General features: G+C 69.5%; 18 protein-coding genes. 5 read left to right on the plus strand and 13 right to left on the minus strand.

The genetic code is table 11. The features are described 5' to 3' along the window. Positions 1–2: 2 nt before the first annotated feature. From ACSJJU_RS10265 to ACSJJU_RS10290, 6 genes are all read right to left on the minus strand, one after another. Positions 3–2,852 carry a TonB-dependent receptor gene (locus ACSJJU_RS10265; protein WP_435915325.1) on the minus strand — a complete coding sequence of 950 codons (2,850 nt, stop codon included), beginning with the start codon at positions 2,850–2,852 and terminating at the stop codon, positions 3–5. 335 nt (positions 2,853–3,187) lie between these two features. Then, positions 3,188–4,756 carry a carboxylesterase/lipase family protein gene (locus tag ACSJJU_RS10270; protein ID WP_435915327.1) on the minus strand — a complete coding sequence of 523 codons (1,569 nt, stop codon included), beginning with the start codon at positions 4,754–4,756 and terminating at the stop codon, positions 3,188–3,190. Positions 4,757–4,810: 54 nt separating this feature from the next. After that, positions 4,811–5,854, minus strand: coding sequence for a PfkB family carbohydrate kinase (locus ACSJJU_RS10275; protein WP_435915329.1), 1,044 nt, complete (start codon positions 5,852–5,854; stop codon positions 4,811–4,813). Then, a complete protein-coding gene (kduD, locus tag ACSJJU_RS10280; protein ID WP_435915330.1) occupies positions 5,839–6,594 on the minus strand; it encodes a 2-dehydro-3-deoxy-D-gluconate 5-dehydrogenase KduD in 756 nt (251 codons plus the stop codon). The genes ACSJJU_RS10275 and kduD overlap by 16 nt, the downstream gene beginning before the upstream one ends. Before the next feature lie 12 nt (positions 6,595–6,606). Continuing rightward, the gene (gene kduI, locus ACSJJU_RS10285) at positions 6,607–7,443 is read right to left on the minus strand and encodes a 5-dehydro-4-deoxy-D-glucuronate isomerase (protein ID WP_435915331.1); all 837 of its coding nucleotides are present in this window, start codon (positions 7,441–7,443) and stop codon (positions 6,607–6,609) included. A gap of 236 nt (positions 7,444–7,679) precedes the next feature. Then, positions 7,680–8,687: a LacI family DNA-binding transcriptional regulator gene (locus ACSJJU_RS10290; RefSeq protein ID WP_435915439.1), complete on the minus strand. Its 1,008-nt coding sequence runs from the start codon at positions 8,685–8,687 to the stop codon at positions 7,680–7,682. A 384-nt stretch (positions 8,688–9,071) separates the two neighbouring features. On the opposite strand from ACSJJU_RS10290, the gene eda reads away from it, so the two are divergent. From eda to ACSJJU_RS10315, 5 genes are all read left to right on the plus strand, one after another. Continuing rightward, entirely contained in the window at positions 9,072–9,716 is a 645-nt protein-coding gene (gene eda / locus ACSJJU_RS10295) for a bifunctional 4-hydroxy-2-oxoglutarate aldolase/2-dehydro-3-deoxy-phosphogluconate aldolase (RefSeq protein ID WP_435915332.1), read from the plus strand. 52 nt (positions 9,717–9,768) lie between these two features. Then, positions 9,769–12,468 carry a phosphoenolpyruvate carboxylase gene (gene ppc, locus ACSJJU_RS10300; protein ID WP_435915334.1) on the plus strand — a complete coding sequence of 900 codons (2,700 nt, stop codon included), beginning with the start codon at positions 9,769–9,771 and terminating at the stop codon, positions 12,466–12,468. 166 nt (positions 12,469–12,634) lie between these two features. Next, positions 12,635–13,960 (plus strand): DUF885 family protein, encoded by a 1,326-nt coding sequence (locus tag ACSJJU_RS10305; RefSeq protein WP_435915335.1) that lies wholly within the window; start codon positions 12,635–12,637, stop codon positions 13,958–13,960. Then, complete coding sequence (locus ACSJJU_RS10310; RefSeq protein WP_435915336.1) at positions 13,957–14,979, plus strand: alpha/beta hydrolase; 1,023 nt, start codon at positions 13,957–13,959, stop codon at positions 14,977–14,979. Before ACSJJU_RS10305 ends, ACSJJU_RS10310 begins: the two co-directional genes overlap by 4 nt. Before the next feature lie 227 nt (positions 14,980–15,206). Beyond that, a complete protein-coding gene (locus tag ACSJJU_RS10315; protein ID WP_435915337.1) occupies positions 15,207–16,619 on the plus strand; it encodes a diguanylate cyclase in 1,413 nt (470 codons plus the stop codon). Between the two features lie 125 nt (positions 16,620–16,744). Here the strand turns inward: ACSJJU_RS10315 and ACSJJU_RS10320 are convergent, their stop codons facing one another. The 7 genes from ACSJJU_RS10320 to ACSJJU_RS10350 all read right to left on the minus strand — a co-directional run bounded on the left by ACSJJU_RS10320 (position 16,745) and on the right by ACSJJU_RS10350 (position 23,962). Beyond that, complete coding sequence (locus tag ACSJJU_RS10320; RefSeq protein WP_435915338.1) at positions 16,745–17,506, minus strand: SDR family NAD(P)-dependent oxidoreductase; 762 nt, start codon at positions 17,504–17,506, stop codon at positions 16,745–16,747. An 876-nt stretch (positions 17,507–18,382) separates the two neighbouring features. Then, positions 18,383–19,210 carry an oxygen-dependent tRNA uridine(34) hydroxylase TrhO gene (gene trhO / locus ACSJJU_RS10325; protein ID WP_435915339.1) on the minus strand — a complete coding sequence of 276 codons (828 nt, stop codon included), beginning with the start codon at positions 19,208–19,210 and terminating at the stop codon, positions 18,383–18,385. A 93-nt stretch (positions 19,211–19,303) separates the two neighbouring features. After that, on the minus strand, positions 19,304–20,683 hold the full coding sequence (locus tag ACSJJU_RS10330; protein ID WP_435915340.1) for a GntP family permease: 1,380 nt from the start codon (positions 20,681–20,683) through the stop codon (positions 19,304–19,306). 174 nt (positions 20,684–20,857) lie between these two features. Next, complete coding sequence (locus ACSJJU_RS10335) at positions 20,858–21,448, minus strand: PIN domain-containing protein (protein WP_435915342.1); 591 nt, start codon at positions 21,446–21,448, stop codon at positions 20,858–20,860. A gap of 2 nt (positions 21,449–21,450) precedes the next feature. After that, on the minus strand, positions 21,451–21,906 hold the full coding sequence (locus ACSJJU_RS10340; RefSeq protein ID WP_435915343.1) for a helix-turn-helix domain-containing protein: 456 nt from the start codon (positions 21,904–21,906) through the stop codon (positions 21,451–21,453). A gap of 157 nt (positions 21,907–22,063) precedes the next feature. Beyond that, positions 22,064–22,492, minus strand: a complete 429-nt coding sequence (locus ACSJJU_RS10345; protein ID WP_435915344.1) for a DUF983 domain-containing protein — start codon at positions 22,490–22,492, stop codon at positions 22,064–22,066. Positions 22,493–22,804: 312 nt separating this feature from the next. Continuing rightward, the gene (locus tag ACSJJU_RS10350; RefSeq protein ID WP_435915346.1) at positions 22,805–23,962 is read right to left on the minus strand and encodes an NADH:flavin oxidoreductase/NADH oxidase; all 1,158 of its coding nucleotides are present in this window, start codon (positions 23,960–23,962) and stop codon (positions 22,805–22,807) included. Positions 23,963–24,000: the final 38 nt, after the last annotated feature.

Below are 24,000 nucleotides of genomic sequence, written 5' to 3' on the forward strand. Positions count from 1 at the left end.
AGTTACATCTTGTACCGGGCGCCGAAAATGATCGTGCGGCCGAAGTGGTTGTACTCGTAGTTCCGGTCCGCGAAGATATCGACAAACCGGTCGCGGTAATCGTCGGTGAGGTTGATGCCCTCCAGCGACAGCTCGAGGTTTTCGGTGACCTTGTAGCGCATGGAGGCGTCCACGTTCACCGAGCTGTTGTAGCCCTCGAAGATGTTGCCGGTGGCGCTGTTGCCGTCGATGAAGCCGCTGCGGTAGCTGACCGACGCGCGGGCGCTGAACCGGCTGTCCTCGTAGTAGAGGGTGGCGTTGTAGGCCCGCTTGGAGAGGTTGTTCAGCCGCTCCTTGTAGATGATCGGCTTGTCCTCCGTGCCGAAGTTGTACTTCACGTCGGAGTCGACGAAGGTGGCGTTGACGATGCCGCCGAAGTTGGACCAGAAGCCCGGCAGGAAGCGGAACGGCCCCTGCAGCGAGATTTCCATGCCCTTCAGCTTGCCGCCCTTGCCGTTGCCGATGCTGCGGATCTCCCACTCCCGGCCTTCGGGATTGCTGGCCGCCGGCGAGCTCGGCAGGATGACCGAGAGCGGCAGGCCGGTGGAGGCGAAGGTGCCGGTGGTGATGGTGTTGATCGGGAAGCTGGCGATGTCCTTGGCGAACAGGGCCACCGAGAAGATCGACTGCGGCGCGAAATACCACTCGAACGCCAGGTCGTAGGCCGTGGCCTTGAACGGCTCCAGGTTCGGGTTGCCGAAGTTGATGCGGTAGTTGAAGCCGTCCACCGAGCCGCCCGGCGTCAGGTTGCCGAGGCTCGGGCGCGTCATCACCTTGGCGACCGCGCCGCGGATGATGATGTCATCCGTCGGGAACAGCGCCAGGTTGGCCGAAGGCAGCCAGTTGTTGTAGTCGCGCTTGGCGGTCAGCGCGACGCCGCTGGTCAGGCCCACCGACTTCTGGTCGGTGTGCATGTAGCGCAGGCCGAAATTGGCGGCATAGCCCATGCCGAAAATCTCGCTGCGGATGTTGGCCTGGAGGTAACCGCCGGTTGCCTCCTCCACCACCGAGCGGGTGTTGCCCGCATCCAGCGTCAGCTCGCGGTCGTAGAGGCCGGTGTAGGCGGCCGCCGCGTCGATATTGGGCACCAGCCAGTCGGTGGTGGTGCCGGCGGGCTGACCGGCCTTGCGCAGGTGGAACAGGTTGGCCAGCGAGCTGTTGACCGGCAGGCCGTAGACGGCGCCCGGCCCGGTGACGTTGGACGGCGTGCAGGTAACCTCGCCCAGCACCGCGTCCGGCCGCGCCACGTTGCTGGTGGGGCACACCACCGCGTCGCGGGTGTAGGCCTCGCTCGCGAAGCTGAAGCGGCGGTAGACCGCGCCCGCTTCCAGCTGGATGGCGTCGGTCACGTCCCACTCGGTCTTGAGCGAGAGGGTGCGGAACTTGTTGACCACGCTCGACGGGCGGTCACGAATTTCCGCGAGCTGGAAGTTGGCCGGATCGGTGACGCTGGTGCCGAAGGTCAGCACCGGGTGGCGCGAGTCCGTGTAGTCGTAGCTGTAGCCCATCGCGTCGCGATCATCGAAGATCATCGTGGTCTCGCGCGAGATGCTGGCGTCGGACTTGGAGAAGCCGCCCAGAAGCTCGACCCGGAACACGTCCGAGAACTCGTGCTTCAGGTTGGCGCTCAGCTGGTAGAACTCGGTCTTGGAGTCGCGCTCGTAGCTTTCCGTGCGGACCCAGGCGTTGTCGAAGGTGCCCTTGATGAGGTTGTTCTTGTCGTCGATCACGTAATCGACGACATCCATGCCCTTCTCGTTGCTGCGGAACAGCACCTCGCCCCAGGACTCCGAGCGGGTTTCCTTGAAGTTGGAATAGAGGCCGTCGATCGACAGCACGGTGCTGTCGGTGGGCGCCCACTGAATGCTGCCGGTGAGGCCGAGGCGCTTGCGGTCGTGCCCCACCTCGCCATAGCGCGGAATGCGCGGGTGGAAGGCGTTGGCCACTTCCTTGCACGCGGCGGATTCGCCCGCGCCGCCGCAGGGCTGCCCGCGCACCGAGCGGAACGGCGCCTGCGCCCAGCGCACCGTGTTGTTGCCCAGCTCATCCGTGTTGGACGCCTGGTAGGCCGCCGAGAACGACACGCCGAACGTGCCCTCGTCGTTCTTCCAGGAAACGAGGCCCGCGAGGCGCGGCCCCAGGTCCTTGCTGAGCGTGTTGTACTGCCCCTGCACCGAGGCGACGGCGGTAAGGCCGGTCTTGCCCGCGAGCGGGTTGCCGGTGTTCAGGTCCACCACCGCGCCGAGCGAGCCTTCGTCCAGCGAGGCTTCCGCCGTCTTGTGCACGACGATGGAGTTGAACAGCTCGGAGGCGAACACGTTGAAGTCGAACGCGCGGTCGCGGTTGGGGCTGGCGCCGTCGGTGGAGGTGGTGATGGTCTCCATGCCGTTGACGCGCACGCGCGTGAACTGGGAGCCAAGGCCGCGCACCGTGATGGAGCGGCCCTCGCCGCCGTCGCGCAGGATCGAGATGCCCGGAATGCGTTGCAGCGATTCCGCCAGGTTCTGATCCGGGAACTTGGCGATGTCTTCCGCGACGATCACATCAACGGAGGAGACCGCATTGCGCTTCGCATCCAGCGCCACTTCCAGAGACTGGCGGAAGCCGGTGACGACGATTTCATCGAGCGGAATTTCCCCGGCCCCGCCGGCCGTGGTCGCCGTCTCTTCCGAGGCCGCGAAACCGTCCCCGGTGGTGGCGGCCGTCTGGGCGAACGTCGGCGTTGCCGTCAACAGCGCCAGGGCCAGCGCCCGGGTCGAGATGCCGCACGGCGATGGGCGGCCGGCAACACCGACCTTCCTGTATTTGATCATTTCATCCTCCCCTCACGGCCCTGCACGTGTTCCCGGGCCGCAGACACACTTCCCCGGCTTTTCTGATGATACCGGTGGACAGAACGCGACGCTAAAACCGGTGCCTGTGCAGCACCACGCACAAAAAAGCAGGGAAAGGAGCCAGGTCTCAGGCCGCGGTCGCGCGGCACGGCGATGGGTCCCCCTCCCGGCGCAGGCCTGTTCTCGTTCTGGTGCCCGCCCCCACCGGCTCTGGTTCTTCGGCAAGTAACCGGTGTCATTTATTAGAATGACAAGATTATACGGAACTGTCAATGCGCGCCGTGCGGCCTGCCGCTGCGGCCGGCAAGCCCCTGTCAGGTGCCTGGCTGCACGTAGGGCACCTTGGCAAACAGGCGGCGTTCCGCAGCGCGCGGGTCGTTTTCGACGCGCGGGTTGGCGTCGAAAATCAGGGTGGCCCGCTCAGGCAGGCGATAAGGGGGCCACATCCCCCCCGTCGCGCCGTTGGGGTCACCGTGGCGGGCGAAGTCGACAAACGCCCGCTGCATGGCGTCGCTGACAGCCCGCGCCTCCGGCCCGGTGCCGGTGCGCGAGTCCCTTGCCTCCAGCGTGCCGAAGACGAGGCCGATGTCGAGGCTGTGGAACGCGCCCCAGCGGCCGCCGTCCACCGGCGAGCGGTAGTTGAGCTGGTAGACCCAGGTGGGCGCGGGCACCGCGTCCCGCATCTCCGCCTCGATCACCTGCCCGCGCCAGGAGCGCCCCGCCGTGGTGGCGGCGAAGTAGATGTCGCTCGGCCCGTAGGCGGGGAACAGGCGGCGGTATTCGGCGATCACATGCTCGGGCAGGATGTCCACCACCAGCCCCTTGGCCAGCGCCTCGGGCAGCTGCTCCCAGGTGAGGGAGAAGCGCGGGTCGTCCGGCCCGCGCACGAAGGCGCGGGTTTCGTCCAGCGTGTTGCCGAGGATCATGGGGATGTGGGCGGAGAGCGGGTTGGCATCCGGCCAGAAGGGGTGGCGCGTCAGCCAGGTCTCGTCGAGCACCGGGCCGAAGTAGACCGGCCCGTCCAGCACCGGGTCGGCCGCCGAGAGGCCCTCGACCAGCGCCTCCGCCGGCAGCTCCAGCAGCCGCTCGGGCGCGGTCTCCGGCACCTTCAGCGCCGCCAGCCAGGCGCGCGCCCGGGCCGTGGCGTGGAGCGGGCCGGATGCGGTCACCTGCTGGCCGCTCATGGTGGCGGCGCGGTGGAACAGGCCCTGTGCCGCCGGCATCCCCATGAGCGTTGCGATCTTGGCCCCGCCGCCCGACTGGCCGAACAGCATCACCCGGTCCGGGTCGCCGCCGAAGGCGGCGATGTTGTCCCGCACCCACCGGAGCGCGAGCACGATGTCCAGCATTCCGGCGTTGCCCGAGTCGGGGAAGCGGGGCGAGAGGCGGGCGAGGTAGGCATAACCGAAGGCGTTCAGCCGGTGGTTGACCGTCACCACCACCACGTCGCCGCTGGCGGCGAGCCGCGCGCCGTCGGTGAGCGGATGGGCGCCCGAGCCCGAGGCGTAGGCGCCGCCGTGGAGGTAGACCATCACCGGGCGGCGCGCCCCGTCCAGACCCGGCGTCCAGACGTTGAGGAACAGGCAGTCCTCGCTGGTGGGCTCGTCGATGCGGGTCTGCGGGCAGGCGGGGCCGAAGGCCAGCGCGTCGCGCACGTCCGTCCACGGCGCGGGCGGGCGCGGTGCCTGGAAGCGGGCGGGGCGCGTGTCCGCCCCGTAGCGGATGCCCTTGAACACGCAAAGGCCGTCCTGCCGCAGGCCGCGCACCCGGCCATGGCGCGTGGCGGCCACGGGATCGCCGCCCGCGCGGGCGAGCGCCGGTGCGGCGGCAAGCGATAGCCCCGCGCCCAGCACGGCGCGGCGGGTCAGGTACAGGTCTGCCATGTCCTCTCCCCCTCCCCCGGTCTTGCGATGGATGACCTTCCGATGGCTGGCCCGTCAGCGGCGCACGTCGAACGCGCCGCCCTCCAGAAACCCTTCCATGTCCCCCGCGCTCACCAGCGCCAGATCCCCCGGCACGCCGTGCTTCAGCGCGGCGGCGGCGAGGCCGAGGCGCACCACGTCCCGCTCGGGGCGGCCGGTGAGCAGCCCGTGCAGGATGCCCGCCGCGAAGGCGTCCCCGCCGCCGATGCGGTCAACGATGGGGGCCACGTGCACCGGGTCGGCGATGTGGCTGGCGTCGCGCGTGAACAGGCGGGCGGAGAGAATGTGGTGATCGACCGTCACCTGCTCGCGGGTGGTGCTGGCGATCCAGCGCGCCTGCGGGAAGGCCGCGAAGGCGGCGTCCGCTGCCGCGCGCGGCGAGTCCGGGCCCTCGAAGGTCCGGCCGAGCACCAGGCCGAAGTCGCGCCGCCCGCCGAAGATCACGTCCGCGTGGGAGAGCAGCGCGCCGATGATGGCGGGCGCGTCGCCGCCCCATTCGGCCCACAGCTTGGCGCGGTAGTTGCAGTCGAAGGAGACGGCAATGCCCTTCGCCCTGGCCGCCTGCACCGCCCGCAGGGCGGCCTTCGCGCCGTTCTCGCCCAGCGCCGCGTTGATGCCCGAGAGATGGAGCAGCGTTGCGCCCGCCAGCGCCGTGTCCCAGTCCACCGCCTCCGGCTCGGCGAGGGCGAAGGTGGAGCCCGCCCGGTCGTAGAGCACGTCAGACGGGCGATGGATCGCGCCGGTCGTCAGGAAATAGAGCCCCATGCGCCCCGGCCGAAGCACGGCGTGGTCGGTGGAGACGCCGTAGCGGCGCAGCTCGCCGAGCGCGGCGTGGCCGAGCGCGTTGTCCGCCGCCACCGTCGCCATGGCGACGCGGTGGCCGAGCCGGGCCAGCCCCACCGCCACATTGGCCTCCGCCCCGCCGACGAACACGTCGAGGTGGGGGCGCTGGAGCAGCTGCTCGCGCCCCGGCGCGCCGAGGCGCAGCAGCACCTCGCCGAAGCAGACGACCGTGCCGCCCTGTTTCCCGAGATCGGCCGTCATCAGCGGGCGAGCCATCCGCCGTCCACCGCCAGGATATGGCCGTGGACGTAGTCCGATGCCCGGCTGGCGAGGAACACCGCCGCGCCGCCCAGATCCGCCGGCTGGCCCCAGCGCCCGGCCGGGATGCGCTCCAGGATGGCGCGGTTGCGGGTCTCGTCCGCCTGGAGGGCCGCCGTGTTGTTGGTGGCGAAGTAGCCCGGGGCGATGGCGTTGACGTTCACCCCGCGCCCGGCCCACTCGTTGGCGAGCAGCCGGGTGAGCCCGGCGACGCCCGACTTGGAGGCGGTGTAGCTGGGCACACGGATGCCGCCCTGGAAGCTGAGCATGGAGGCGATGTTGATGATCTTGCCCGCCCCCTGCGCCAGCATGTGGCGGCCCGCCGCCTGGCACAGGAAGAACACGGACTTCAGGTTGGTGTCGATGACCGCGTCCCAGTCCTCCTCGGTGAAGTCCACCGCGTCGGCGCGGCGGATGATGCCCGCGTTGTTGACGAGGATGTCCAGCCGGCCGAACGTCGCCAGCGTCTCCTCGACGATGGCGGAGACGGGCGCGATGGTGGAGAGATCAGCCTTGATGGCGTGGCAGCGGCGGCCGGCCGCCGCCACCAGCCCCCGCGTTTCGTCCATGGCGCTGCGGCCGACGGCGACGATGTCCGCCCCCGCCTGGGCCAGTGCCACGGCCAGCGCCTGGCCGAGCCCCGTGTTCGCGCCGGTGACGATCGCCGCCCGGCCGCTCAGGTCAAACGGATTGCCCATGGCTCCGGCCTCTTATTTCAGCTGGCAGATGTCGAGGACATTCATGTCCGTGTAGTCGAGGTTCTCGCCGCCCATCGCCCAGATGAAGGCGTAGGCGCGGGTGCCCGAGCCCATGTGCACCGACCACGGCGGGGAGATCACCGCCTCCTCGTTGCCGACGACGATGTGGCGCAGCGAGTCCGGCTCGCCCATGTAGTGGAACACCCGGTCGTCCGCCCCCAGGTCGAAGTAGAAGTAGATCTCCGAGCGGCGGTCATGCAGGTGCGGCGGCATGGTGTTCCACACCGAGCCCGGCCGCAGAATGGTGAGGCCCATCAGCAGCTGGGCGCTGTCGCACACGCCCGGAATCACCAGCTGGTAGATGGTGCGCTCGTTCGAGCCCTCGAGGCTGCCGCGCTCCAGCGGGTTGGCCTCGGCGATGGAAATCTTCTTCAGCGCCTTGGCCACGTGGGCGGGCGTCGAGGCCAGGTAGTAGCGGGCGGCCTCGCCCTCGAACACCACCTCCTTGCATCCCATTGGGATGTAGAGGCAATCGCGCGGCTCCATCTCGAAGGTCTGGCCGTCCACGGTGATGCGGCCCCGGCCCATGCCGACGTTGACCGCTCCCAGCTCGCGCCGCTCCAGGAACGGGTGGCCCTTGGCGGAGGCCGGCTCGGTCTGCTCGGGCAGGCGCACCGCCTTGCCCGCCGGGGCGACGCCGCCGATCACGAACCGCTCGTTGTGCGAATAGTTGAGAACGATCTCGCCCTCACGGAACAGGCCGGTGATGAGATAGCGCTGGCGCAGCTCCTCGTTGGTGACGCTGTTCATCATGTCCGGGTGGGTGGCGTGGTAGACCTTCTGGAACATGCAAATCCTTCCCCTCAAGGCGCTGTTGCGGCCGGCATCGCCCGCCTGCCGCGCCCGTTTTCTGTGTGTCCGGTGCCCTGGCACCCGTGTCGCCCCCGTCGGTGCGGCGCGTGCCATCGCGTGTCCTGCCCTAGTGGTAACCGGTGTCAAAAGCGGATGCAAGCCCCCCGGGTCGAGCCCCCGTGCGGGGGCGCCTCCGCACGCCGCGCGCTTGCCGGGATGTCAGGGCTGCGGGATCAGCCGCGCGCCGGGCCGGTCGAGCCCCGGATGACGAGGCGCGGTTCAATGGGCTTGGCCGGGCGCTGCACCGTGCCGTCGCGGGCCTGCGCCAGCAGCAGCTGGGCGGCGGTGCGGCCCATGTCGCGGATCGGCCAGCGCACGGTGGTCAGCGGCGGCCACATGCGGGCGGCGAGCGGCGTATCGTCGAAGCCGATGACCGAAAGCTCGTCCGGGATGCGGATGCCGCGCTGGTTGGCCACGTGGTAGACACCCGCCGCCATTTCGTCGTTGGAGGCGAAGATCGCCGTCGGCCGGGGCTCCAGCCCCAGCAGATATTCGGCGCAGGCAACGCCCGATTCGAAATTGTAGCCGCCTTCCACCACATAGTCGGACGGCGGCTCCAGCCCCGCCTTGCGGAGCACGTCGCGAAAGCCGCTCCAGCGCTCGGCGGCGGAGCGGTATCCGTTGGGGCCGGTGATGACGCCGATGCGGCGGTGGCCAAGGGAGATGAGGTGCTGGGCCGCTTCGCCCGTGCCGATCTGGTCGTTGGAGGCGATCATGTGCTCCGGCTCGTCAAGCGCGGCGGAGGCGACGCGCACATAGGCGCAGCCCAGATCCTTCAGCAGCTCCACCAGCGCATCGTTCTCCGAGACCGGCGGCAGCAGCACCACGCCGAACAGGCGCTGGCGCTCGACAAAGGCGCGCACGTCCGCGAACAGCGAGGGGCTGCCCCGGTCGCACGGATAGACCACCAGCTCGAAGCCGCTGCCGCGCAGGCCATCGAGAATGCCGTACTGCGAGTTGACGATGAACTGGGCGTTGGGATTGTCGTAGATCAGCCCGATGAGGAACGAGCGGCGGAAGGCAAGGCCGCGGGCCTGCGGGTCCGGCGTGAAGCCCAGTTCGTTGATGACCGCGTTCACCCGGTCCCGGGTTTCCGGGCGCACCAGCGGCGACTGGTTGATGACCCGCGAGACCGTCTTTTTCGACACCTTGGCGATCCGGGCGATGTCATTGATGGTCACCCGCCGCCGAAGAAGGTTGCGCTCCTGTTCCGCCCCCCTGGCCTGTTCCGCACCCTTGATCTGCTCGACGTCCTTCACGTTCCCTGAACTCACCGCCCATCCCCATCTCAACGCCGTGAACCAGCGCCCTATCCTCGCACCCCACCATTGCGAACCCTTTTGGATAGCGCAAGCGCAGTCGTGCGCCCTGATTTGATGACACCGGTTGCACCCGGTGTCCACCATTGGTTGTGACAGCCCCCAGCCGCCGGTGCCGGGGCCCAAAACAGCGAAACGCCGCCCTGTCTGGCTCTTGACACCGGTATCATTGCGTTGCTTGATGCGTAACATCCATTTCAAACCCTTCACGTTGAACCCATAATCACTCAACCCACAGGTGCCCGGATGTCTGTTGATCCCGCCGCAGTTGCCGCTGTCCTCACCCGCGCGCCGGTTATCCCGGTGCTGGCGATCGAGGAGGTCCGCCACGCCGTCCCGCTGGCCGAGGCGCTGGTGGCAGGCGGCCTGCCGGTCATCGAGGTGACGCTGCGCACCCCCGCCGCGCTGGAGGCCATCCGCGCCATGGCGCAGGTGGAGGGCGCGATCGTCGGCGCCGGCACAGTGCTGGACCCGGACGGCCTCGCCCGCGCGGTTGACGCGGGCGCGCGGTTCATCGTCAGCCCCGGCCTCACCGACCGGCTGGCGCAGGCGGCGAACCGGGTGGGCGTGCCGTTCCTGCCGGGCGTCGCCACCGCGGGCGAGATCATGCGCGCGCTCGACCACGGCCTCACCCATCTGAAATTCTTCCCGGCCGAGACCAGCGGCGGCGCGGCGGCGGTGAAGGCGTTCGCCGGTCCGTTCGGGGCGGTGCGCTTCTGCCCGACCGGCGGCATCACCCCGGAGACGGCGCCCGGCTATCTCGCCCTGCCGAACGTGCTGTGCGTTGGGGGCACGTGGATCGCGCCCCGGGACGCGCTCGCCCGGCAGGACTGGGCCGCCATCCGCCGTCTGGCTGCCGGGGCCGCCGCGCTGCGCCCGGCCGCCGGCTAGCCTGCCGGACCGGACAGGGAGCAGCCGCCAAGGGAAGGGAAAGGAGCCCGCCATGAACCCGTCCGCCGCCCGCGAGGATGTGCGTTATCTTGGCCGCCTGCTGGGTGACGCCATCCGCCTGTTCGACGGCCAGGCGCTGTTCGAGCAGATCGAGTCCATCCGCCGCGCCTCGGTCGAGGCCCACCGCAACCCCGGCTCGGAGCGGGACGCGGCCCTTGCCGCCCGCCTCAACGCGCTGAGCCTTGAGGACATGCTCGCCTTCGTGCGCGGCTTCCTGTGCTTCTCTCTCCTCTCCAACCTGGCGGAAGACCGGCAGGCACGCCGCGCGGCGGCGCTCTCGGACGACAGCGCGGACGAAGCCTCCGGCCGGCCGGACACGCTCGCCCGGGCGATCCGCACGCTGGAGGCGAAGGGCATCGACCGCGCTGCCATCCGCGCAACGCTCGAGGGCGCGCTCATCGCCCCGGTGCTCACCGCCCACCCCACCGAAGTGCGGCGCAAGAGTGTCATCGACCGCGAGGCCGCCATTTCCCGCCTGCTGGCCGCGCTCGACCGGGAGAGCGACCCGGCCGCCCGCGCCGAGCTGGAGGCGGACCTGTTCCGCGAGATCGTGGTACTGTGGAAGACGCGGCCGCTGCGCGCCGTCGGCATCACCGTGGCGGACGAGATCGAGAACGCCCTTTCCTATTTCCGCCTCACCTTTCTTGAGGTGCTGCCGCGCCTCACCCTGCGCTGGCAGGCGCTGCTGGGGGCAAATCTCCCCGCCTTCGTGCGGGTGGGCAGCTGGATCGGCGGCGACCGGGACGGCAACCCCAACGTCACCGCCGAGACGCTGGCGCTGGCGCTGCGCCAGCAGGCCCGCGTCGCCCTTGGCCATTATCTGGAGGAGCTGCACGCGCTGGGCGGGGCCCTCTCCCTCTCCGACACGCTGATCACGGCCACGCCCGATCTGGAGCGGCTGGCGGCGCGCAGCGGCGACACCTCCCCCCACCGGGCGGACGAGCCCTATCGCCGCGCGGTCTCCGGCATCTATGCCCGGCTTGCCGCCAGCTTCGAGGTGCTGACCGGCGAGGCCCCGCCCCGCCGCGCCCATGTGGCGGCGGCCCCTTATGCCTGCGCCGGGGACCTTCTCGCCGATCTACAGGTGGTGCGCGCGTCCCTGGCCTCGGGCCGTGCGCCGCTGCCCAACCGGCGGCTGGAGGCGCTCATCGCCGCCGTCGAGACCTTCGGCTTTCACCTGGCGACGCTCGACCTGCGCCAGAACGCGGACGTGCACAACCGGGTGGTGGCGGACCTGTTGCGCGCGGCGGGCGTCGAGGCAGACTACCTGGCGCTGGACGAGGACGCGCGCATCGCCCTTCTGCGCCGGGAGCTGGGCCACAACCGCCTGCTCTACAACCCCCACCTCGCCTATGCGGACGAGACCGGGCGGGAGATGGACATCCTGCGGACGCTCGCCGACGCCCACGCCCGCTTCGGGCGGGCGTGCGTGCGCAACTACATCGTCTCCAAGACCAGCGGCGTCTCCAACCTGCTGGAAGTCTATGTGCTGCTGAAGGAGGTGGGCCTCTACCGGCCCGGCCCGCCGCCGCGCTGCCCGGTGATGGCCGTGCCCCTGTTCGAGACCATCGAGGATCTGGAGCGCGCGCCCGCCGTCATGGACCGCTTCCTCGGCCTGCCGGAGATGGCGGCACTCGCCCGCGCGGGCGACGGCATGCAGGAGGTGATGCTCGGCTATTCCGACAGCAACAAGGACGGCGGCTACCTCACCTCCACCTGGTCGCTGCATGAGGCCGCCTGCGCGCTGGTGGACGTGTTCGCCCGCCACGGCGTGCGCATGCAACTGTTCCACGGCCGGGGCGGCGCGGTCGGCCGGGGCGGCGGCTCCGCCTTCGCCGCCATCCGCGCCCAGCCGGCCGGCACGGTCGGCGGACGCATCCGCATCACAGAACAGGGCGAAGTCATTGCCGCCAAATACGGCAACCCGGCCGTGGGCGCGGCCAGCCTCGAGACCATGGCCGCCGCCACCCTGCTGGCGACGCTCGACCCGCCCGCGCTCAACGGCGATCTCCGGCGCTTCCGCCCCGCGCTCGCCCGCCTCAGCGAGACGGCCTTCCGCGCCTATCGCGCGCTGGTCTACGAGACGCCCGGCTTCACCCAATTCTTCCGCGCGGCAACGCCCATTGCGGAAATCGCCGACCTCAAGATCGGCTCGCGTCCGGCCAGCCGCACCACCTCCGAGAAGATCGAGGACCTGCGGGCCATTCCATGGGTGTTCTCGTGGGGGCAGGCGCGCATCATGCTGCCCGGCTGGTATGGCGTTGGCGCGGCGCTCGAGGCCTTCCCGGACCGGGGTCTGCTCGCCGCAATGCTGGCCGCGTGGCCGTTCCTTCAGGCCACCTTTTCCAATCTGGAGATGGTGCTGGCCAAGTCCGACATGGCCGTCGCCGCCGACTACGCCGCACTGGTGCCGGACGCCGATCTCTCCGGGCGCATCTTCGGGCAGATCCGCGACGAGTGGCAGCGCACCCGCGACCAGCTTCTCGCCCTCACCGGTCAGACGGACCTGCTGGAGCGCGCGCCCGACACCCAGCGCGCCATCCGCCTGCGCCTGCCCTATATCGAGCCGCTCAACACCCTTCAGGTGGAGCTGATCCGCCGCCGCCGCGCCGGGGACGACCGCCCCGCCATCCGCGAGGGCATACTGCTCACCATCAACGGCATCGCCGCCGGCCTGCGCAACACCGGTTGAGGGCGGCAGACTTCCAGGGGCGGCCATACCCCCCCCGACGGCCCGCAGCCTGGGGGTTGACGCAAGGATGATACCGGTGTCAGATCATGAACCCATGAACCTAAGTGGCATCTCCCTGTGCCTGCCGCGCCTCCGGCCCTGGGGCGCGGCAGGATTTTCTCGCCGCATGGTTCTGGCCGGATTGGGCAGCGCCGCCATCGCCCTGACGGCGAACAGGAGCCTCGGCGCGACCGACGCCCCCGCCGCAGACACGGCCCCGGCAGATGCCCGCCTCCAGCGCCTCCTCGATGATCTTGCCGCCGTGCTGGCGGACGCGCCCGCGCTTCCGGCCGCCGGGCACGCGCCTGCCCGCGCCGCCCTTGCCGACGCGGCGGCGCGGCTGGACGCGGTGGACCCGGCCCGTCTCTCCCCCGCCCTGCGCCTGCTGTTCGCCGCCGTGCGGGATGGCGTTGCGACGGAAGCCGCCCTCCTCGCCGCTGCGGACGGCAGGGCGGACGGCAGCGCGGACCGCCGCGCCGCCTACCCCTTCCACCTGCGCCTTCATGCCGGGCCCGATGCCGCGCCCCGCGCCGCCCACGCGTGGGGGCTGGCAGAGGCGCGCGCCCTCCACACGGAAGCCGATGCGCTCCTGCGCGCCGAGGGGCTGCGGGACGGTTCGGTCCCGGCGCGTCTGCGCACCTTCTGGCGCGACCCCCGCCACCTCTACCCCGACAGTGCGGACGGCCGCCGCGCGGCGGTCGCGGCCATGAACGACCGCCTCGCCCGCACCCGCCAGCGCCTGGGCGAGGCGTTCCGCGATCTCCCGCCCGCCGGACTTGCGGTCTCCACCCTGCCGCCGGGCGAGGCGACCGACGCCACCGTCGGCCGGCGCATCGCGCCCCCGGCGGACGGCAGCCTCCCCGGCGGCTATGTGGTCGACCTGCGCCGCATCGACCGCCGCCCCGCCTGGACCCTGCCCTCGGTTGTCCACCACGAGCTGGTCCCCGGCCACCTGCTGCAAGCGCCGGTGGCGGAGCGGGCCCGGCCGCACCCGCTGCAACGGCGCTACGCCCCCGGCTTTGAGGAAGGCTGGGCCATCTACGCCGAGCAGCTGGCGGCGGAACTGGGCTGGCTGGGGGAGGATCCGCGCGCCCGCCTCGGCTTTGTCCACTGGCGCCTGTTCCGCATCGCCCGGCTGGTGGCGGACACCGGCCTCCACGGGCTCGGGTGGAGCCAGGAGCAGGCCATCGAGGCCATGCGCGCGATCCAGGGCGAGTCGGTCGCCTTCGTCTCCATCGAGGAAGACGTCCGGCGCATCAGCGCCCGGCCCGGCGCGGCGGCGGGCCAGATGCTCACCGCCGCCGCCCTCTCCCGCCTGCGGGATGCCGCCCGGGCAGCGCTCGGCCCCCGTTTTTCGCTTGCCGGATTTCACGAGGCCGTGCTGCGCGCCGGGCCGCTCTCGGTGCCCGGCCTTGAGGCGGCCGTGCGCGCATGGGGAGAGACACAGTCATGACCGCACATTCTGCCCCCCCACATCTCGACCGCCGCGCACTCCTCGCGCTCGGCGGCGCGGCGACCCTGGGCGCTGGCCTTGCCGGCTCAGGGGTTACCGCCCCCCGCCCCGCCGCCGCGCAAGGGCTGGTGCAGCCGGACGACCCGGCCGAGACGGTGCGGCTCTGGCCCGGCCTGCCGCCCGGCGCACCGGCGTCCCTGCCGCGCGAGGTCATCGTCAACCGCTTCACCGAGTCCGGCTTTCAGGACCGCATCGCCACCGGCATCGGCACACCGGCCATGACCGTGTTCCGCCCGGCGCGGCCGAACGGCGCGGCGCTGCTCATCATCCCCGGCGGCGGCTACGTCCGCGTCGTCATCGACCGGGAGGGCTTCGAGTGCGCCCGCCATTGGGCAGCGGCGGGCGTTACCTGCTTCGTGCTGCGCTATCGCCTGCCGGTCGACGGCTGGGCCGACCGCTCCCGCGCCGCCTTGCAGGACGCCCAGCGCGCCCTGCGGCTGATCCGCGCGACTGCCGCCGCCTACGGCATCGACCCGGCACGCATCGGCGTCATGGGCTTCTCCGCAGGCGGGCACCTGGCGGCGAGCCTTGCCACCCGCCACGGGGAGGAGACCTACGCGCCGGTTGACGCCGCCGACCGGCTCTCCGCCCGCCCGGACGTGGCGGCCCTCCTCTACCCGGTCATCGCCATGGCCGCGCCGCACTCCCACCCGGGCTCCCGCGCGGCGCTCCTTGGGGCAAGCCCCGACCCCGCCACGGAGGCAGCCAACAGCCCTCACACCCGGGTAACGACCGGGACGCCGCCCACCTTCCTGCTGCACGCGGGGGACGATCCGGCCGTTCCCGTCGAGAACAGCCTGATGATGTACGCCGCCCTGCGCGCCGCCCGCATTCCCGCTGCCCTGCACCTGTTCGAGACCGGCGGCCACGGCTTCGGCCTGCGCCGCACCGAGGGCCTGCCGGTGGCGGCCTGGCCCGCCCTTTTCGACCGCTGGGCCGCCGCTCACGGCCAGATGTGAGCCTTTTCCGGCAACCGACATTGCGCCCCGGACCCCAAGGGTCTAGGAGAGACGGACGCAGTCTTTTAAGAACTTCTTAAGATTGCGGATTGTTGCTTTTTGTGTTGCGGTGGAACCATGATTTGCAATCGGACGGCGGCGCAGCGGCCCCGGCTGTTATCCCGGTATCCCGGGCAACGGGCCCGGACAGGCGCATCCTTCCCTGTCCGGACAGCGGAGGCCCGGCCTTGACTCCCCCGATCCTGCCCTCTCCCGACACGACCGCGCCGACCATGACGCCGCTGCCCCACCCGGGCCTGTCCTGCTGGCTGACCCTGACCGACGCCGAGAAACAGGCGGCGCGGGCCTACATTCATGCCATTGTCACGGAGCACGGCCCGGTTCTGGTTGACGCCTTCTACGCCGCCTTCCTCAACGACAGCACGAGCGCCGCCTTCCTCTCGCACACCGTGGTGCAGGAGCGGCTGGCCTCTGCTCTCGCGAACTGGCTGCGCACGCTGATCGAAACCGACCCGGTGGCCGACGTCGAGGCCTTCCAGCAGCAGCAGATCCGCATCGGCAAGGTCCACGCCCGCATCGGCATTCCGACCCACCTGGTGCTGGCCGGAGCGACCATTCTCAAGACCGAGATCGGCCGCCGCATTGCCGGCCAGTGTCAGGACCCCCAGGTGCTGACCCACAGCCTCCTGCTGCTGGTCGAGCTGATCGACGCGGCCATGCAGCACATGACCACGGCCTACGAGACCAGCACCCGCGAGGTGACGCGGGACAACGAGGCCTACCGCTTCCTCGCCCTTGCCGAGGACATGGATCTGGAGCGGGAGAGCCAGCGCGCCGCGCTGATGGAATGGAGCCACGGCGTGCTGTTCGGCCTGCTGGCGGAGCCGGACGCCGGCAGCAGCACGATCAGCCTGGGCGCGTCCTCGTTCGGCCTGTGGGTGCGCCACCGCGCCCGCCATTTGTTCTCGGGGGCGGACCTCCTGCGCAAGATCGAGGAGGCCATCACGGAGATCGACAACACCCTGCTGCCCGAGGTGCGCTCGTCCCGGGGCGGCGCCGGGCAGACCGCCGCCATCACCGCGCTGCATGACCGGGTGGAGGAGATCAAGTTCCTCCTCGGCTCGCTGTTCCAGGCGGCATCTTCCGTGGAAAACGGGCGCGACCCGCTGACCCGCACGCTCAACCGCCGCTTCCTGCCCGGGCTGCTCAGCCGGGAGTTCGCGCTGGTGAAGTCGGGCAACGTGCCGCTGAGCCTGCTCATGGTGGACGTGGACCACTTCAAGAGCATCAACGACACCTTCGGCCACAGCGCGGGCGACACGGTCCTGAAGCGGGTGGCGGAGACCGTGCTGGATTCCGTGCGCGCCAGCGATTTCGTGTTCCGCTACGGCGGCGAGGAATTCCTGGTGGTGCTGGTCGAGACCGAGCGGGAGAAGGCGCTGGTGATCGCCGAGCGGCTGCGCAGCAAGGTGGAGGAGATGCGGGTTCCCCTCGACGGGGCGCCGCCCGTCACCGTGACCGTCTCGATCGGCCTTGCCACCCATGAAGGCCACCCGGACCCCCAGTATCTCATCGACCGGGCCGACCAGGCGCTCTACAAGGCCAAGGCGGAAGGCCGCAACCGGGTGGTCATGACCTAAGGCGCGTGGTCATGGCGTAAGGAAAACCGCAGCGGAAAATCCGCAGCGGCGGCCAAACGCGAGGCGCGGGAGGTCCAGCCTCCCGCGCCCCCCGTTTCAGGTTCTGCTGACGGAACCCCTGCCGCTCAGCGCGGCGCCATGCGGATTGCGCCGTCGAGGCGGATCACCTCGCCGTTCAGCATGGGGTTGGCGAGGATGCTCTCCACCAGCATGGCGTATTCCTCCGGCTTGCCGAGGCGGCTGGGGAAGGGCACCTGCTTGCCGAGCGCTTCCTGCACATGCTCGGGGAAGCCCTGCATCATCGGGGTCATGAAAATGCCCGGCGCGATGGTGACGACGCGGATGGCGTGCTGGGCCAGCTCGCGCGCAATCGGCAGGGTCATGCCGACCACGCCGCCCTTGGAGGCGGAATAGGCCGCCTGGCCGATCTGGCCGTCATAGGCGGCAACGCTCGCCGTGTTGACGATGACCCCGCGCTCCTCGCCCAGCGGCGCGGCGGTCGCAAGGCGCGCCGCGAATTTCGAGAGCACGTTGAAGCTGCCGATGAGGTTGATCTCGATGGCCTTGCGGAAGGCGTCGAGCGGGTGGGGCTGGCCTTCCCGGCCCACCACCTTGATGGCCGGGGCGATGCCGGCGCAGTTCACCAGCACGCGGGCGATGCCGTGGCGCGCCTCCGCCTGCGCCACCGCCTCGGCGACGCCCGCGTCATCGGTCACGTCCACCTTGAAGTACGCGCCGCCGATCTCCCGCGCCGTCGCCTCGCCCACCTCGGCGTTGAGGTCGAAGATGGCAACCTTCGCGCCGCGTGCGGCCAGCAGCCGCGCGGTCGCGCCGCCAAGGCCCGATGCGCCGCCGGTGACGATGGCGGCAATGCCGTTCACTTCCATAAAGCTCCCCATAAGCTGATCGCAGACAGTCCGCCCGGCGGCCGCCCTCCCCGGGCCGGACGCGCTGAGCAATATTATTGCTCCTGCCTATTGCGCCTTCCGTGCGGGGGCAAGCCCCCTTGAGGCTCCCCTCCCGAAGGCCCCGGCGCAGGAAAGGCCCGCTATTCCCTGCGCCCAAACCATGGTCTGATCCGCCGCATCCGAACAAAACCGCAAAAGACCCGGATCTGATTAAAAACGCCAAGAAACGAAACACATTACTGATTAATTCAATAATTGTTTATGAGTTAAATAGTTCGATTTTTACTTTCCACATCTCCACTTTTTCATTGCGACTCCGGCTTGTCTGTCTTTTACTCTGGCCGATCCCCTTGCCCCCGGTGTTTGCACCAGCGTGCGTCTCGCTGCACCGGGGCTTGATCCGTCCGGCGGAAAGGAGCCGACCAGCGGAAATCCCGGGATCTGGAAAGGAGGTATCATCCATAAGACTCTTCGAACTGCTATCGATCACCTTGTCGGTCGTCGCGCTGGTCATTGCCTCAATTCGCCTCGGATTGACCATTGGCCGGCACGATCGCGACTAGACCGGTAGCGCAGGGTTCAACCAGGCGGTGCCAACAGACGCCTCTGCGCACCGCCTGGTGGCCCGCAACCTCTGGCGTTCAACAGGTGGGAAGCTCGCAGTCTTCAGGCCGAGCAAAGAACCGGCCCAAAAATAATGACCCCGCGGTTTGCACGCCGCAGGGTCTGGATTTTGAAAGGAGGATAGCAATCCATCTCTTCGAACTGCGGATACCATACACCCCGGCCCCGTTCCCTTCAACGCCCTCAGGGTCGTAGCCGCCGGCAGCCCGCAGGACCGCGCGCCGCCTTTTCTCAGGCGGGCGTCTCTCCGGTGCAGTGGGGGCAGCCGGGCTGCGTCTCGGCGTAGGGGCGGCCGCAGTCCCGGCACATGCGGTGACGGCCGGGCGCGAGGCCGTGGCCGACCGCGACGCGCTCATCGAACACGAAGCACTCGCCCTTCCAGCGGCTCTCCGTCTCTTCCACCGTCTCCAGATATTTGAGGATGCCACCCTCCAGGTGGTATACCTCGTCGAAGCCCTGGCTCTTGACGAACGCCGTCGCCTTCTCGCAGCGGATGCCGCCGGTGCAGAACATGGCGATGCGCGGCTTCCTGGCGCTGTTTTCGAACTGGCGGGAGAAGTCGCGGAACCATTCGGGGAACTGGCGGAAGGTCCGGGTTTCGGGATTGATCGCCCGCTCGAAGGTGCCGATTTCCACCTCGTAGTCGTTGCGGGTGTCGATCACCACCACGTCCTCTGCCGCGATGAGGTCGTTCCACTGCGCGGGCGGCACGTAGGTGCCCACCACCTGCGTCGGGTCGATGCCCTCGACGCCCATGGTGACGATTTCCTTCTTGAGCCGCACCTTCATCCGCCGGAACGGCATGTCGGGGGCGCGGGAGAACTTCACCTCCAGCGCCTCGCAGCCGGGCAGCGCGCGGATCACGTCGAGCACCGCCGTGATGCCGTCGTCCGTGCCCGCGATGGTGCCATTCAGCCCCTCGGGCGCGACCAGCAGGGTGCCGCGGATGCCGTGCGCGGCGCAGGCGTCCGTCAGGCGCGTCTGGATGGCGGGGCAGTCGTCGAACGGCGTGAACTTGTACAGCGCCGCCACGAGGATGGGCAGCGATTGGGTGGTCATGGGCAAAAGGCTCCGGCTTGGCACACTCTGTGCGGCGGCCGCAGCCATAAGCGCAGGAGGCGGCCCCTGGCAAGGGGGCCGCGCGCGCCGTCTCTAGAACACCGCGAACAGCACCAGCGCCACAATGAGCCCGAGGGTGGGCACGACCACGGTCAGTGCCGCCACCGGGCCGTAGGCGCGGCGGTGGGTCTCGCCGCACACGGCGCGGATGGTGGTCACCACGTAACCGTTGTGCGGCAGGCTGTCGAGCGCGCCGGAGGAGATGGCCACCACCCTGTGCAGCGCCTCCGGGTCGACGCCCATGGCCATGTAGTGCGGGGCGAGGAGCGGCAGGGCGATGGTCTGGCCGCCCGAGGCCGAGCCGGTGAGGCCGGCGATCACGGTCACGGCGATGGCGGCACCGATCAGCGGGCTGCCCGGCATGGCCAGCACCGCGTCCACCGCCGCCTGGAAGGCGGGCGAGAGCTGGGCAACCGCGCCGAAGCCCACAACCGCGCAGGTATTGGTGATGGCGACGACCGCGCCTGTCGCGCCGCGCGAGAAGGCGTCGGGCATCTGGGCGCGGCGGGAGAGACCCACCAGCAGCGCGGTCACGATCCCCGCGCCCAGCGCCGCCAGCAGGGCGTATTTGCCAAGGGACTGGGCCGGCAGCAGCGGGCGAAGCAGGCCGGGCGCGCTCTCGGGATACTGGCAGGCGAGGAACACCCCCAGTACCGCCGCCAGCGGCAGGAGGCTCAGCAGCGGGTTCGGCAGGGTGGCGGCGTCGTGGCGGTCCGCGTCGTCCGGCCGGGCCTCGAACCGCTCGCCCCGGGCCACGGCGCGGCGCACCATGGCGTTCAGCCACAGGTAGCCCAGCACCGCCATCAGCACGGCAACGACCAGGCTCACCTCCCACGCGGCGTAGGCGTCGGTGCCGAGGTACTGCATGGGGATCAGGTTCTGGATTTCCGGCGAGCCCGCCGAGGTCATGGTGAAGGTCACCGAGCCGAAGGTCATCGCCCCGGGGATGAACCGGCGCGGCAGGTCCGCCTCGCGAAACAGGTGCACCGCCAGCGCATAGACGGAGAAGGCGACGATAAACACGCTGACGCCGCCATAGGTCAGCAGGGCGCAGGCAGCGACCACCGCCAGCACCGCGTGGCGGATGCCGATCTTGCGGATGGTCCAGTGGGCAACGCTCGCCGCCGCGCCGGACGCGCCCATCACCTCGCCGAAGATCGCCCCCATCAGGAACATGAAGAACCAGTCGCGGAAGAAGCTGGTGAAGCCGTCCGTATAGGCGCCGACGAAGTTCGCCGCCGCGCCTCCGGCCGCGTCCGTGGCGACCGGCAGCCAGGCGAGGCCGCTGGTGCCCGCGACGATAGCCGCGCACACGGGCGCGGCGATGAGGATGTTGAGGCCGCGCACCGTCAGCCAGATCAGAAGACCCAGGCCAGCGACCAGACCCACCGTGCTCAGAAGCGACAAGCTCATAACTCCCCCGTCATTTCATGGCGGCGGCAGACTGTAAACCTGTCGTTCGTCGGAGGGTCGAGGCGCTTCCGCCCTTCTGCAAATCACCCCCCGCTGGTCCCCCGCCTTTTTATGTTTTACGCACATGTGCCCGGGTTCTGCGCCCCAGCCGCCCGGTTTGTCTATTTTTCCCGGCTACAGCGAAAGAACATAAGGCCTCAGCGCGTTCACCGTCTCCATTAATCCGCTTGCCTCCATGTCGACCAGCAAAGCCTCGGCTGACTTTTCGGGCTTCTGGAAACGCTCGCGCATTTTTCTGATGACTGCGACGGCCCGGCCGGGATTGAGCGCAATCGTGTCTGCCAGGAAGTCATCGGCACAGCGCGCCTCCAGATTGAACGGTGCAAGCACCTCCGCCGGAAAATCCTTCAGATTGTCCGTGACGATCACCGCCGCCTGGGTCTTGATCGCAGCGGCAAGGACGTGCGCATCCCCGGGATCGGGCAGGCAGACCGCCGCCGGCATGAAGGCCTCATACCCGCTCACCAGGGCATCCTCGAAGGCCTGTTCCATCCGGTAGCGCTGGAGGCGGGCCTTTCCTTCGGGATCCTCCAGGCCCCTGGCGGCAAACAGACCGGCGATCGCCCGCTCCGTTTCGTCGAGCACGTCTGCCGACCATCGTATTCTGAAGAATTCCGCCTCGGCCAGGGTCAGCAGCAGATTCCGCTTCAGGACTCCGGCGAGGCAACAGGCATCCACGAAAGCGGTGTAGCGGTTGGCGAACAAGGTCAGAGCAGCTCGCCGTCCAGGGCCGCCAGCTCCGACAGGGCATTGCTGCGCCGTTCGTCGCGCCGCCGCTTGTATTCGAAGAGATCGGATGCCTTGATCCGGCGATGCCTGCCCACCCGTGTGAAGGGAATCTCGCCCTTCTCCAGCAACGCCACCAGAAACGGCCGGGAGACATTCAGAATGTCCGCCGCCTGCTGGGTCGTCAGCTCCTGCGTGACCGGCACGAGCGTGACCGCGTCACCCCGGCTGATATGCCGCAACAGCTCCATGAGAAGATGGGACAGACCCGGCGTCAGCGTGATCTCCACCGGAGCCTTCGCGTCGTTCAGAACCTTGAGCTTGGCCGCGCCAGCGGCATTGGTCGCCAGAATCTGACGCAGCTGATCCGCTGCCTGCCGGTCCGTGGCATCCGGCAGGCCCGCGCTAACCTTCTCGGCGTAGGCGGGCAACGTCATGGCGTCCTCCTGATCTCTCAGGGCCGATTATAGCAAGACTGCACTAAACGCAACATTCGAAATAAACGAAATATTCGAAAGTTGGTTCCCCGCTTGCCCGTCACCCGCATGCCATCGCGCCATGCGGGGCCCGGCCGGGGGCTAGGTGCGCGGGGCGTCAGGCGCGGGGCGCGCCGGCGCCCCCGTCGTTGGTGCGCAGGCGGCGCGCCAGTTCCTCCGAGCCCGCCTCGGCGGCCTTGTTCACATACTGGGACGCGACGATCCAGCCCTTCAGCGGGCGCAGCGTGGCAACGCAGCTGCCCAGAATCAGCGGCCCGGAGGTGAGCAGATGCACCCACCAGCCGGGCGCGTAGGTCATCTCCAGCCAGATGGCGAAGCCCACCAGCGGGAAGGACGCAATCGTCATGGCGAAAAACGCGGGTCCGTCGTCCGGCGAAGCGAAGCTGAAGTCCAGGCCGCACACGTCGCAGCGCCTGGCGAGCTTCAGCCAGCTGGCGAACAGATGCCCCTTCCCGCAATGGGGACACCGGCCGCGCCAACCCGTCTTGAGGATCCAGTTCAGCTTCTGCTTGCCCTCGAGCTCCATGATCAACTGCCTTCATGCCAAGTTTGAGGGCAATGTAGGCCTTTATGAGCGCAATAACATGGACCGTAGTGACGCACCATCGCCAGACGGCCGCCGCCAACCGCTCTCCGCAAGCCCCTGAAACGGTTGCGATAGACATAACGGACAGCGCCGCCGCCATGACCCCCTCCCCCGGTGCGGCCTGACGGCCGTCGTTTTCTCTGGAGAGCAGGGTAATAGCAGACGCCGCACCCCGTCAATAGGCAAAAACCTTTTCTCGGCAGGAACGGGACGCTTCCCGCCCCGCCCTGCCTGCCCTCCCTTGTCCCGGGCTTAATCCGCGGCGTTGACGGCTTGCGCCTCCGCCCGCACGAGGCTGCGCTCGCGGTTGCGCAGCCAGTGGCCGGTCTGCACGGGCCAGGCGCTGAAGTCCGTGCGGTCGCCGCCCAGCGCGCGGAAGGCATGGTGCGGCCACGCCGCATCGTAGAGCGCCTCGCGGGCAATCGCCACCAGATCCGCCCGGCCCTCCGCCACCACCGCTTCGGCCAGCTGCGGCTCGGTGATCATGCCCACCGCCATGGTGGCGATCTCCGCCTCTTTGCGCACCCGCTCGGCAAACGGCACCTGGAAGCCGGGGCCGGCCTTGATCGCCCCCGGCGGCACGGCCATGCCGCCCGAGGAGCAGTCGATCACGTCAACCCCGAGCGCCTTCGCCCGGGCGGCGAAGGCCACCGTGTCCTCGAGGGTCCAGCCGTTCTCCACCCAGTCGGTGGCGGAGACGCGCACGAACAGCGGCTTGTCCTCCGGCCAGGCGGCCCGCACCGTCTCGATCACCTCCAGCGGGAACCGCATGCGGTTGGCGAGCGAGCCGCCGTAGTCATCGTCGCGCTGGTTGGAGAGCGGCGAGAGGAATTCGTGCAGCAGATAGCCGTGGGCGGCGTGGATCTCGACGATATCGAAGCCTGCCGCCAGCGCCCGCCGGGTCGCCTGCCGCCAGGAGTCGAGATGGTTGCGCAGGTCATCCACGGTCAGCGCCGCCGGGGTCGGCCACCCCTCGGTGTGGGGAATGGCGCTGGGGGCGACCACTTGCCAGGCCTTGTCGCCGCGCACCTTTTCATCCTCGGGCGTCAGCGGCAGATCCCCATGCCAGGGCCGCTGGCAGGAGGCCTTGCGTCCCGCATGGCCCAGCTGGATGCCGGGCACGCTGCCGTTCTCCCGCAGGAAGCGGGCGATGCGCGCCAGCGGCTCGATCTGGGCGTCGTCCCACAGGCCCACGTCTCCCGGCGTGATGCGCCCTTCCGGCCGCACCGCCGTTGCCTCCGCGATCACGATGCCGAAGCCGCCCAACGCAAACCGCCCCAGATGCACCAGATGCCATTCGTTGGCGAAACCGTCGATGGCCGAATACTGGCACATGGGTGAGACCACCAGCCGGTTGCGGCTCTCGATGCCGCGAAGCTGAATCGGGCTGAACAGCTTGAACGAAGACATGACGCTGCCACTCCTGTGAAATCGGGTTGCACGAAACT

Origin of the sequence: Pedomonas sp. V897 (assembly GCF_051304405.1) — a bacterium.
Taxonomy (GTDB): Bacteria; Pseudomonadota; Alphaproteobacteria; order Sphingomonadales; family Sphingomonadaceae; genus Pedomonas.